This is a genomic window from Methanoplanus limicola DSM 2279 (assembly GCF_000243255.1).
Taxonomy (GTDB): domain Archaea; phylum Halobacteriota; class Methanomicrobia; order Methanomicrobiales; family Methanomicrobiaceae; genus Methanoplanus; species Methanoplanus limicola.
The window spans coordinates 2321473-2332811 of the sequence record NZ_CM001436.1 but is presented as its reverse complement, the minus strand read 5'-3'; the positions used below and the strand labels follow the sequence as shown (position 1 = coordinate 2332811).

10 protein-coding genes and 1 pseudogene are annotated in these 11339 nt (G+C 44.2%); 4 read left to right on the top strand and 7 right to left on the bottom strand.

Going from position 1 to position 11339, the window contains the following annotated elements:
* A pseudogene (locus tag METLIM_RS10925) lies at window positions 1-792 on the top strand (Rpn family recombination-promoting nuclease/putative transposase); the annotation flags it as partial.
* Window positions 793-1037: 245 nt separating this feature from the next.
* Here the strand turns inward: METLIM_RS10925 and METLIM_RS10920 are convergent.
* The gene (locus METLIM_RS10920) at window positions 1038-3209 is read right to left on the bottom strand and encodes a methyl-accepting chemotaxis protein (RefSeq protein WP_004078507.1); all 2172 of its coding nucleotides are present in this window, start codon (window positions 3207-3209) and stop codon (window positions 1038-1040) included.
* A gap of 144 nt (window positions 3210-3353) precedes the next feature.
* Complete coding sequence (locus METLIM_RS10915; protein WP_004078506.1) at window positions 3354-4406, bottom strand: sensor histidine kinase; 1053 nt, start codon at window positions 4404-4406, stop codon at window positions 3354-3356.
* Between the two features lie 762 nt (window positions 4407-5168).
* On the opposite strand from METLIM_RS10915, the gene METLIM_RS10910 reads away from it, so the two are divergent.
* The 3 genes from METLIM_RS10910 to METLIM_RS10900 are packed head-to-tail and all read left to right on the top strand — an operon-like array spanning window position 5169 to window position 8831.
* A complete protein-coding gene (locus METLIM_RS10910) occupies window positions 5169-5363 on the top strand; it encodes a hypothetical protein (RefSeq protein WP_004078505.1) in 195 nt (64 codons plus the stop codon).
* Window positions 5356-5718: a hypothetical protein gene (locus tag METLIM_RS10905; RefSeq protein ID WP_004078504.1), complete on the top strand. Its 363-nt coding sequence runs from the start codon at window positions 5356-5358 to the stop codon at window positions 5716-5718. The genes METLIM_RS10910 and METLIM_RS10905 overlap by 8 nt, the downstream gene beginning before the upstream one ends.
* Entirely contained in the window at window positions 5715-8831 is a 3117-nt protein-coding gene (locus METLIM_RS10900; RefSeq protein ID WP_004078503.1) for a hypothetical protein, read from the top strand. The genes METLIM_RS10905 and METLIM_RS10900 overlap by 4 nt, the downstream gene beginning before the upstream one ends.
* A gap of 131 nt (window positions 8832-8962) precedes the next feature.
* On the opposite strand, the gene METLIM_RS17435 is transcribed toward METLIM_RS10900, so the two are convergent.
* The 5 genes from METLIM_RS17435 to METLIM_RS10880 all read right to left on the bottom strand — a co-directional run bounded on the left by METLIM_RS17435 (window position 8963) and on the right by METLIM_RS10880 (window position 11070).
* A complete protein-coding gene (locus METLIM_RS17435) occupies window positions 8963-9067 on the bottom strand; it encodes a YgiT-type zinc finger protein (RefSeq protein ID WP_245543637.1) in 105 nt (34 codons plus the stop codon).
* Window positions 9068-9410: 343 nt separating this feature from the next.
* Window positions 9411-9635, bottom strand: coding sequence for a type II toxin-antitoxin system HicA family toxin (locus METLIM_RS10895; protein ID WP_004078502.1), 225 nt, complete (start codon window positions 9633-9635; stop codon window positions 9411-9413).
* A gap of 3 nt (window positions 9636-9638) precedes the next feature.
* Window positions 9639-9851: a type II toxin-antitoxin system HicB family antitoxin gene (locus METLIM_RS10890; RefSeq protein WP_004078501.1), complete on the bottom strand. Its 213-nt coding sequence runs from the start codon at window positions 9849-9851 to the stop codon at window positions 9639-9641.
* A 663-nt stretch (window positions 9852-10514) separates the two neighbouring features.
* The gene (locus METLIM_RS10885; protein ID WP_004078500.1) at window positions 10515-10760 is read right to left on the bottom strand and encodes a type II toxin-antitoxin system MqsA family antitoxin; all 246 of its coding nucleotides are present in this window, start codon (window positions 10758-10760) and stop codon (window positions 10515-10517) included.
* A complete protein-coding gene (locus METLIM_RS10880; protein ID WP_004078499.1) occupies window positions 10750-11070 on the bottom strand; it encodes a DUF4258 domain-containing protein in 321 nt (106 codons plus the stop codon). The genes METLIM_RS10885 and METLIM_RS10880 overlap by 11 nt, the downstream gene beginning before the upstream one ends.
* Between the last annotated feature and the right edge of the window lie 269 nt (window positions 11071-11339).

The window sequence follows — 11339 nt, the reverse complement described above, 5'->3', positions numbered from 1 at the left end:
CCGGAGATAAGACCGGGATACTTGACATCCGTATTGTCTTGATCCGGAGTGCAGGTGGATGTGGAGATCCAGCTGACTGACCATCCGGCAATTCGGGAGAGAGTCTTATATTATCTCTCAAGACTGTATTCATCACAGATCTCAGCCGGAGATGGTTATCACCTGCTTAAGAAGACTATCTCCCTGGTTATTCTCGATTACAACCTGTTTGAGATTGAACCGATGCATACCATGTTCAGGCTTTATGACCGGAAGAATGAGATAGAATTGACTGATGTTTTGGAAGTTCACATTGTTGAACTGCCAAAACTTAAGTATTATTATAGACAACATAAGAACGATCCGGAAATCCCGTGGCTGATGTTTCTTAATGCAGCAACAAAGGAGGAATTAATAATGGCCGCAGAAGCTGAACCCAAAGTCGCGAAGGCGTATGAACGCTTACGTGATATGAGTGAAGATGAAGAGAGCAGAAGGGCATATGAAGAGAGAATAACCGAGATAATCGAGGTTGATCTCAGGATGCAGGCAGCTGAGGAGAGAGGAAGAGAAGAGGGAAGAGAAGAGGGAAGAGAAGAGGGAAGAGAAGAGGGAAGAGAAGAGGGAAGAGAAGAGGGAAGAGAAGAGGGAATAGAGGTAGGAATCATTCATAACGCCAAAAAAATGATCTCACTTGGAATGGATGACGAGACAATAATTAAAGTGACCGAACTTCCGGCAGAAAAAATAGCTCAGCTCAGATCTGAACCTGAACCTGAACCTGAACCTGAACCTGAATCAAAATCGAAATGAGAACCGGGAATCAACCTTAACCTTGAGTTTTCGCCGGGAATCAATATTTTTCAAAACCCCCCCTTTACCCGGAATACTATCACTATCCTCCGGCCCTCAGATTTTTCAGAAAGCATAACATAAGAAGAATCCAAAAATACCTTTGAATGATGTTTTAACCGGTAGACCAAAGAATAATTAAAAATAATTAATAAATTTCTGCAAGAATTTCTTTAAATCCCAAAAAAAGGGCAAAATTCCGGATTTCAAAGCCGGAATTTGTCCATCTCACTTCTAAGTCCGGCAGTAAGTTCAGTAACCTCATATACCGCACTTGCAATCTCCTCAACCGAAGCACTGGCCTCCTCGGCAAGGGATGCAAGCTCAACAGACTGGTTCTGAACCTCCTGTGTCATAACCGTACCTTCCTGCGTGACACTCACCACCCTGTTGGCAATATCTGCCTGGTTCTCAATGGCGCTTGTGATGTCGCCGATGTCCTTCTGCACCTGGTTTGCACTTATAATAATCTTATTGAGCGCCTCAAGGGCGTTGTTTACACTCTCGGCTCCGGTTATAATCTCCTTATTGGCCCCCGTGATTGCCGCCGCCGCACTCTCACTGTTGGCCTGAACAGCTGCAACGACCTTCTCAATACTGTCAGTCGCCTGTCTTGCCTCGCCTGCAAGGTTCTTAACCTCTCCGGCAACGACTGCAAAACCGCGACCGTGCTCACCTGCACGGGCCGCCTCAATCGCCGCGTTCAGGGCAAGAAGGTTGATCTGTCCGGTGATATCATAGATTATCTTCACAACCGTACCAACCTCGGCTATCTGATCCTTCAGTGAATTGATCTCACCGACACTCTTTCCAGCTATCTCCTCAACACTTGCCATCTTATGCTTGGCATCATCCCCTGCAACCTGTGCCTCCTTACCGATATCGACAACATTGAGTGCCCCTTTTAGCACCTCCTGCGAAGTGCTGGCAATCTCCTCATTTGAGGCCGAAAGGTCGGCAATCTGGTTGTTTATGTCCTCCATCTTGACAAGCAGTTTTTCAACGACATCAGCCGTCTTCTGGCTCGTTGATGCGACATCCTCTGCTGCCCGTCCGACATCCTCAGTGCCTTTGTTCACTTCCTTTGCATTGTAGTTTGTCTTGGAGACCGCCTCTTTTACCCCGGCTATAGTCTCACCAAGACATATCCCGGTATTGTTCAGCGCCTCTGCAAACTCCACAAACTCACCTGAGATCTCTATCTTTCTGTCAAATCTGGCAGAGAAGTTATTGTCGGCATATTCAAGTGCTATCCTCTTTGCCTCATTTAAAGGCACTATGAACGCCTCAAGGGTCTCATTGAACCCTTCAATTACCTGGCGGAAACTGCCTTTGTGAACCGAAATATCGGCCCGGATGTCAAACCTGCCGTTCTTCCCTCCCTCAGCAAGCATTCCGGCATCCTCAACCAGATTATTGACCGCAATTTTCAGGGCCTTCATGCTCTCATTAATCCGGTTGAAGTTCTCATATGCCTCCCTTGTATATTCGTCAGGTTTTTCGATCTCAAGGGATATGTCAAGATTTCCCCCGGCGAGATTTTCAAGATTCTCTGAGACCTTTATGACCTCCTTATGCAGATATTCATTGACCCTTCTAATCTCAGTCATATCCTTATATGCAGCGAGGATGTCTGATATATTACCCTCACTGTCTGCAATCGGTATTGTATCCTGCTCAATGAGCTTAATTCCGGTGGGGAACTCAACCGTTATATCGCCCGTTACACCGCTCTTCGTTGCGAGTGCCTCCTTTAACCCCTGCCCGCTCTTCTCAAGCACCTTAAAGTCACGGGCCGACATTGAGAGCAGCTTATCCTTTGAATATCCGCTCAGCTTCACATATGCCCGGTTGACAAATTTTATATTTAGATTTAAATCCATCAGTATAAGGGGAGTCGGGTTCTCCTCAAGCATGGTATTCTGCCGGAATGTCAGCTCCTTCATCTCGATTAAGTTTCTGTCAAGCTCAGCCTGTGCTTTTATCCCGTCCTTCCTGATTTTTGCGTCTTTAATCTCACGCTTCACAGCCGGATAAAGCCGTGAGAGTGAGTCTTTAGATATGAAATCATTGCATCCGGACTTCATCAGCTCAACGGCGGTATCCTCTCCGACAGCACCGGATACAAGGATGAAGGGTATATCCAGGTCATTTCTCTCCTTAAGGACTTTTAAGGCCTCTTTACCGTTAAAAGCGCCCATGTCATAGTCACTTATGATTACATCCCATTCTTTCCTGCCGAGTGCCTCTCTGAAGTCTGCGGCATTGTCAAGGCAGACGCTGTCGGTCTCATATCCGCCCTTCTGAAGCTCTTTTAAGTTAAAGAATGCGTCATCCTTTGAATCTTCCAGAACTATAACTGATATAACTTCGCTCATTGTGATAAATCCTCAAAAACTTATGTATAATATCTGATCAATGATATGCAGATATAAGAAGATTATTAAATGTTACTGAGGGCTTATTTTTACAGATAAGAGGTGCATCTGTCAATTAAGAGTTTTGAATATGAAAAAAAGCGGTTATGGCAGTGCCATATAGAAGGTTGTGCCCTTTTCCGGTTCACTTTCCGCCCATATCTTCCCGCCGTGCCTGTCAATGATCTTTCTGGCAGATGCAAGACCGATGCCCGTTCCGGGAAAGTCCGATTCACTGTGCATCCGCCTGAATGGTATGAATATATCCTCAGATTTTTCCGGTGAAAAACCTGCCCCGTTGTCTTTTATATATAATACTCTGCCTTCTCTGTTCACTGTCCCGATCTCAATCTCCGGGTTTTCTACCTTTCCCGTATATTTCCAGGCATTGCTTATCATATTTTCAAGTGCAATTGAGATCAGTTTTTTATCGGCGAAATTTGTTATACCCGGCTCGACACTCACCCTGACTTTCCTTGTCGGTTCGGATTCTTTCAGGTTATTGACAATCTGATTTGAGATCTCGTCCAGTGAGATCTTTTCAGGCTTAAGCTCTGACCGTCCGAGACGTGACAGTGTTAAAAATCCGTCTATCATCCCGTCCATCTTTTCGGTTGCGAAAAGTATCCTTTTTACATATTCTGCGTTCTCTTCGCTCGTTTTGGAATCTTCGAGGAGGAGTTCTGCATAGCGTGATATGTTTCTTACCGGTGCCCTTAAGTCGTGTGATACTGAGTAGGTGAAGGCGTCAAGTTCGCGGTTCTTCTCTTCAAGTTCCTTCTCCATCCTGTGCCGGTAGATTGCTATGTCAATGCCGAGGTTTAGGCTTTCAGGTGAGAAGGGCTTTAGTATGTAGCCAAACGGTGCTGTTCTTTTTACCCGTTCGAGAGTGTCGCGGTCTGAGTCTGCGGTTATGTATATCACCGGAATTTCATACCGGGATAATATTGCTTCGGCAGCCTCTATGCCGTCCATCTCACCGTCAAGGTGTATATCCATCATTATGAGGTCAGGATATGAGCCTTCAAGATGTTTTATGGCATCTTCTCCTGATTTAACCCTGCCGGTTATGGTATAACCCATTGACTGCAGGGTTTTTTCGAGAGGCAGAGCCACCACGTCTTCGTCTTCTACAAGTAATAGTGAGATATTTTCCATTTTTACACCCGTATTTCTGATATTCCCCTGACTGTCGCTGTATGGTATTTATTTATCTTTATTATAGTCTATTGTCTGATTAGATAATAATTGTGGTCTTTGATATGTAAATCTGTCAGGCATATGTCTGTATCGGTCTGATTCGGCGATTGTCTTATTGATGCGGCGGGTCTTTCTTCTCTCCTGAAATAAGCCTGTTATGGTCTGTTTTTTCTGGCACCTTCGCGCCTTTTTTCCAGTTTTTTCGGGGCGGTATTTTCTTCTCAGAAAATGCCTGAAAATGTAAGGTTAAGAATATATATCGCTAAGATTTTTTCCAAAGATTTTCTTTTACTTTCACTCCACGCGGCTAAAGTTCATATACTGCCTGATTAAATCTCAATATAGAAGAGATGACCGGAACAGAAGATATCTGTTTCATGCAGGCCGGATGAGTTTATATGCCCGTTCACTATTAAGTGACACTTCCTTTTGATCAGGATTTATATCCCGGACATTTTCAGGGCTTTTTGAATCAGAGTCTGCCTTTATATCAGGCAGTTGTCCGGGGGATGGTCAGTTTCTGTGTAGCTCTGGCTATGCGGTTCTGATCTCTCTTTGAAATAGTTGCGGCTTTTTTGCCGCAGGAGTTTATCAGATGAGTTCAGAAGTATTTCAGCTAAATATCGGTGCAGTGGATGAATATGTTATATGTCGGCGGGGGTCTGTCAGTGCAGTCTTCTTCAGGGGCGGTTTTTTCAGATATCAGGGGGTGTGACGGCGATGGCGGCAGATAAAGGCAGTACTGTTGAGCTGAACGGGGGTAAGTATCCGCTCTTTTTAATCCCGCAGGTGGTTAAGGGTGAAGTTGATAAGCATAAGGATAAGCTCAGGGGTCTGCATATCAGGAGAACCGGTGGGCATAGTTTCCGTGTTATGACGACTGTTGTCTCGGACGGGGAGGAGAGGGATGAGTGAGGGGATGATCTATACCGGAATTTACGGCGAGGTTGTGGTATCTCTTGGTGATTTTCTCTATTTTATCACCGGACGGGATGCGAAGAGGATAATGTTTAGTTCGGGGACCGGAAATCTGTATAGTCTCAGGGCTGAGTGTATCCATCCGGGTGTTCTTGACGGCAGTTCGCTGCCTTTGGGGAAGGTTGAGCTTTGCGGGACTGCAAGGCCGAATCCTTCGGGGCGGGCTGTTATAATTCATATTGATGATGAGATTTTCCTTCTGCCGCTTAAGACTTTCTGTGATGTCTGTAAGGGTGAGGTAATCTCTGCCGGAATTTTCCCTGCTATGACTGTATCGGGGGTTGTGCATTGAACTGTGATGAGGCGCTTGATGCCGGCCGTGAGATTAAGAGGGCGGTATCTCTGCTTTTCCCGCCGGGTGATGTCGTTGAGGTGAGGGCACTCTCAGATTTTAAGACTTACAGCGGGTATTTTAAGAATTTTGACAGGCTTGCAGCGGAGGCTCTGGCTCTTGAGTCGGCCGGTGTAAACGGCATCTACGTGACTCTTAATAAGGTGAACCCTGTCCTCTTTTCAAGGAGGGCTGACAGGGTCAAGGCTCTCTCAAAGAAGGATGCGACAACGTCGGACGCTGATATTGTCCGCCGGAATTTTCTTCCGGTGGATATCGATCCCATCCGTCCGTCCGGTCTTTCGTCTTCTGATGATGAGCATGATTATGCTCTTTTAATGGCCGGAAGGGTTGCTGATTTCCTGGCCGGGCTTGGTTTTTCAGAGCCTGTCGTTGCTGATTCCGGAAACGGTGCACACCTGCTGTACAGGATTTCACTGCCAAATGACGGTGATTCCGGACTTCTGGTTAAGCACTGTCTTGAGGTGCTTGATGCTCTCTTTTCTGACGGCCGGGCGGCTGTTGATAAGGGGAATTATAATGCCTCAAGAATCTGGAAGCTGTACGGGACTACTGCCTGCAAGGGGGATGATACTTCTGACCGGCCGCACAGGAGGTCGGGGATTATTTCTGCTCCGGATAATCTGACTGCTGTCTCAAAGGCTAATCTTGTGAAGCTCTCGGAGTTTATTCCGGGGAGGAATAAGAAAGATATTCCTCCTCCTGCGGTGAAGGGTTCTTCCGGTTTTGACCTGTCAGGCTGGCTTGGCTCTCATGGTATCTCTGTTAAGTCGGAGAAGTCGTGGCAGGGCGGGACTTTGTTTGTACTTGATGAATGTCCGTTCTCGTCTGCACATAAGGATGGTGCTTTTGCGGTTCAGTTTGCAAACGGTGCTGTTTTTGCCGGCTGTCATCATAATTCCTGCGGGGCTGGTGAGCAGAGGTGGAGTGAGCTTAGGGCGATGTATGAGAAGGGTGTTAAGCCTGAGAAGAGGGCTGTTAAAAGTGATCTCCGGGCTGCCGGAGTTCCTGCTGACTCTGATCTGCATGCAGCTGCCCTTGAGGTTTTAAGGAATGGCAATCCGCTGAAGTTTATGCTTGATACTTTTTCTAAGTATCATATTGGTGACCGTATTGTTGCGGAGTGCATGGTTATGTCGGTTGCCTCGCAGTCGGTTGATAATACGATGGGGTTGCATGTCTCGGTGTCGGGTAATTCGGGTAAGGGTAAGACTCATGCCTGTAAGAGTATGCTTAAGCTGATTCCGGATGGGTTTAAACTGTCGGGGAGTGTCAGTGATAAGGCGTTGTATTATAATCCGGAACTTAGGGCCGGGACTGTATTCTGGTTTGATGATACTGCACTGTCTGAGGATTTTCAGGAGGTTTTGAAGAATGCGACCTCAAATTTTGATGCTAAGATTGAGCATATGACCCTGACGGCTGAGAGGAAGCTTAAGGTCTGCACTATTCCTGAGCGGTGTGTATGGTGGCTCTCTAAGGTTGATGATGCCGGTGATGATCAGGTGTTAAACCGGATGCTTACTGTCTGGATTGATGATTCGGCTGAGCAGGACGGGAAGGTTCTGGAGTATCTGAGGGATGTCCAGTCCATGTTTAAGTCGCAGGTCTCGGATTTAAGGGATGTTTTTATCTGCCGGGAAATGTGGCGGATTTTAAAGGAGAGGCTCGTTTATGTGAGGATTCCTTATTCCGGGAGGATCAGGTTTCTGGGGTTTTCCAACCGGAGGAATCCTTCGGTGCTCTTTGATCTTATTAAATGTCATGCTCTGCTCTTTTCGATGCAGAGAACTGAGGTTGAGGATGCTTTGGGGGTTAAGTCGATTGAGGCTGATCTCTCTGATTTCTATGCTGCTCTTGATGTTTACAAAAAGATTGAGGGTGATTCGGGTGCCCTTACCTCTAATCTTTCCAAGAATGAGGCCCGGATGCTCTCATTTTTTGAGACTATGGAGTGGGATTATGCCACTATTAAGATGCTTCAGGATTCGCTTGATCTCTCTTATCATCAGGTGAGGAGGGTATTTCATGGTTATTCTGCGAGGGGTGTTAAGTATCCGGGGCTTTTATTTAAGTGTCCGGCGGTCTCGTATGTGGATACTGTTGTTCCGGAGGATACTCCGGCCGGGACTCTGAGGAAGAAGGAGCAGAGGTTTCTCTTTAATTATGAGGTGTACCGGGGGTGGATTAATTCGTGTTCGGTTGTTCTTGATGATGATGATGATTCGGGGCCGGGTGACGGTGATCTGCCGGGATGTACGGCCGGTGAGGTTTTTGGGTCTCTGGCAGATGATAATGTGGATGATCCGGCAGGTGGTGATGTTGCAGCACTGCACGGTGAAAACACGGTTGGGGTGCAAAATCCAAATCCTGATGATTGCGGGCTTTTTATGAATCGGAGTGGTGCTGATGCTCTTTCAGATGGCAAAAATACCATTTTGCACTCATCTTCCGGGGCACAGCATGGTTGTCTCTCTGATATTTCCGGTTATGAATGCTGCATTTCTGAAATGAGTGCAACTACTGATCATAGTACTATCTATTCACGCTTGTTTGACTATAGGGGGAATTTAAGAGGAGAACTAAGTTGCACTCCGGGGGTGTATGAGGGTGTCATGTTGCAAAATGGGTATGCTGATCTCTCATTTAATAATGGGGCCGGACCTTATGTTATGCCGGTTAATATTGCCGGCTGTTCTTCTGATCCGGGGTATATCTCCGGCAGAGGTGGCGGGGCTGTATGCTGTGATGCTTTTGTTTCTGCTTCTCTGACGGGGCATAGTTCCGGGGGTGATTCCGGCAGGGCTTCTTCTCCGGATGAGGAGTATAACAGGTTCAGGTTTAATAGTTCTGTGCAGGATAAAAACCCTGTAATGCCTCTTCCGGGTCTGTTTAAGGCCGGAAATTTCACAAGGGTGTATAAGGATCTTGGAGCCTGTCATATCTGCGGGAAAGGTAAGGTGAGGTTTAGGTGTGAGGATTTACGGGTTAATATCTGTGACTCCTGTATGGTGAAGATTATGAAGGGTGAGGGGTGGTACAGGGGGAGATGACTTTTCGGGACATATGGTGATACAGGAAAGGACAGGAGGTCTTTGATTTTTGCTGAAAAGAGGGAAAAAATGGGATCTTTTATGCACTGATCTCTATTTCTCCGGCTGCAGCCGGACGGCAGCATATTTTGTCATTGTGGAAGTCTTTTCATAATTTCATCAATTTTGCGGGAAATTTCCGGTGTGAAATATGCTTCTCTGCACTGGTTGCATATATATGCAGGGATCTCTTTGATTACAATTATTTTTTCGCCTGACTCAGCGATAAATTCTGTCTTTTTCGTATTCTAATTTTCCTTTACAATAACTGCACCTGTCAGGAATCATTATTTTTTTCTCCTTACTTTTGGATTAATCCAGTGTAACTCATCAGGGTGGTAAACTGTAATTATCCTTATCTTCACATATGCCTGTAACTAAATGGTATGGGCGATATCTGTAATAGTAGTGATGACTGATCATTCATAATGACCAGTTCCCTTTTCAGTTGATTCAGGCCAGGAGAATTCCTACTTACGCATCACTGTAAAATCCTACTGTGTCGATAATAGTGAACTGTCCTGACTGTATGTTATTATGCTATAATAATTTCAGAAATTCTTCTCTTGTAAGCCCTGCCTGTTTGATAATGCTGATTATTGTTCCCTTTGCAATTTCCTGATGATTTGGAATCGTGAGCCTCCGATGTGGTTCTTTCCCCTGTCTGAGGATAATGTGGCTGCCGGTCTGATGGTCAATATCATACCCAAGTTTATTGAGCGCTTTTATTGCTTCAAATGATGATATTACGGGTAATTTTGACATGAGTCAGGCATATATTTCCACTGTCTCTTCAAATATGGAAGGTGGAATCGGTTCATTATGTTTTTTTAAGCTTTCTAAGTATCCTTTGGCAGCATCTTTTATATTTTCAAGGGCTTCATTTCTGGTTTTTCCCTGAGATATGCATCCCGGAAGCGAAGGACATTCGGCAATAAAGATTCCATCTTCATCCTGTTCTATAATGACTCTGAATTTCATATGACTTCAGTGATATAATATTTAGGTTCTTTTAATATTATATATTGGTTTAGGTGCTCTGGCACATTCTGATTTTTCAGTGATATGATGTCTGAAACAGACAATGTCAGTTTAGATCAGCTGAAAAACTAATCTATGCTTAAAAATGAGCGGCCATCACTACTTTTTCAGATAGTGCCGGATCTGAAACAGCCTGTTGCAGAAACTCCCGGCTTTAAATGTAACCTAAGTTTGACAGTTCATGTATTTCCAACCATTTGTGACAATAAAGAATTTGACAGTTACATACTTTTGCAGAATAATCTCTCAAAATATCCTTAATTTGAGCTTAGATTTAATATGACATGAACATTCTAAAAATAAAACTCCCATTTTACCCTTAAATTTGGTTAACTGTCAAATACAATTCCGGCTTTTTTGGATATTTTGGGGATGTAAAATAGATTTTTGAACGAGTGTCAAACTTGGGCTGAAAAGAGGAAAAAAGATAAGATCTTCTGACATTCCGCAGGTTGATCCAAATTTGCCAATATTCAATACATTTTTCTGTAACCGTGTGATTTTTACCCAACAAATGAAATTTATGTATTAATAAGTCACACCATGGTTAAACTTATAGAATATTATTTGCTATTTTAGTCTAAGTGCGGATTGTAAGATCTTTTATGCACTGATCTCTATTTCTCCGGCTGCAACCGGACGGCAGCAGATTTTGTCATTGTGGAAGTCTTCCATAATTTCATCAATTTTGCGGGAAATTTCCGGTGTGAAATATGCTTCTCCGCACTGGTTACATATATATGCAGGGATCTCTTTGATTACAATTATTTTTTCGCCCACTCTTGCGATAAATTCTGTCTTTCCGTATTCTAATTTTCCTTTACAATGACTGCACCTGTCAGGAATCATTATTTTTTCTCCTTATTTTTGGGTTAATCCAGTGTAACTCATCAGGGAGGTAAACTGTAATTATCCTTAAATGGTCTTCACATATGCCTGTAACTAAATGGTATGGCTGGTCGTATATATATCCTAACATGAGAACTGATGGGCAGGGTTCATCATCAGGGTATTCTTCAATTATCTCACCTTTCATTAATAATTTAATTATGCCGGCGGTAGAAACTCTCCTTTCAAACATCCTTGTTCTTGCATGATTTGAAATAATGAATGAGTCCTCTGTTAGAAATCTGTTTATTTTTGAAGAGTAATCCGGCATCCCATCTCCTTTATTATACTATATTGTATTGAATATGTGATAAAATCTGTCATTATCAAAATTTTTGTTTCCCGTTTTCCGGACTATTGGTATCTCTGACAGACTCATTTTATTAAAGATGATTTGAGAGCTATAATTTTGTGGTGATGTATGTATTTCGATCATTTATCCGGTTAAAACCCCGTATGTCTTCTTCCGGGTCTGTTTAAGTCCGGAGATTTCTCAGGGGTTTATAAGGATCCTGGTGCCTGTCATATCTGCGGGAAGAG

Bases quoted from the DNA above. Each gene is read 5' to 3' on its own strand.
- METLIM_RS10920 (WP_004078507.1), bottom strand. From the start codon at position 3,209: ATGAGCGAAGTTATATCAGTTATAGTTCTGGAAGATTCAAAGGATGAC.
- METLIM_RS10915 (WP_004078506.1), bottom strand. From the start codon at position 4,406: ATGGAAAATATCTCACTATTACTTGTAGAAGACGAAGACGTGGTGGCT.
- METLIM_RS10910 (WP_004078505.1), top strand. From the start codon at position 5,169: ATGGCGGCAGATAAAGGCAGTACTGTTGAGCTGAACGGGGGTAAGTAT.
- METLIM_RS10905 (WP_004078504.1), top strand. From the start codon at position 5,356: ATGAGTGAGGGGATGATCTATACCGGAATTTACGGCGAGGTTGTGGTA.
- METLIM_RS10895 (WP_004078502.1), bottom strand. From the start codon at position 9,635: ATGTCAAAATTACCCGTAATATCATCATTTGAAGCAATAAAAGCGCTC.
- METLIM_RS10890 (WP_004078501.1), bottom strand. From the start codon at position 9,851: ATGAAATTCAGAGTCATTATAGAACAGGATGAAGATGGAATCTTTATT.
- METLIM_RS10885 (WP_004078500.1), bottom strand. From the start codon at position 10,760: ATGATTCCTGACAGGTGCAGTCATTGTAAAGGAAAATTAGAATACGGA.
- METLIM_RS10880 (WP_004078499.1), bottom strand. From the start codon at position 11,070: ATGCCGGATTACTCTTCAAAAATAAACAGATTTCTAACAGAGGACTCA.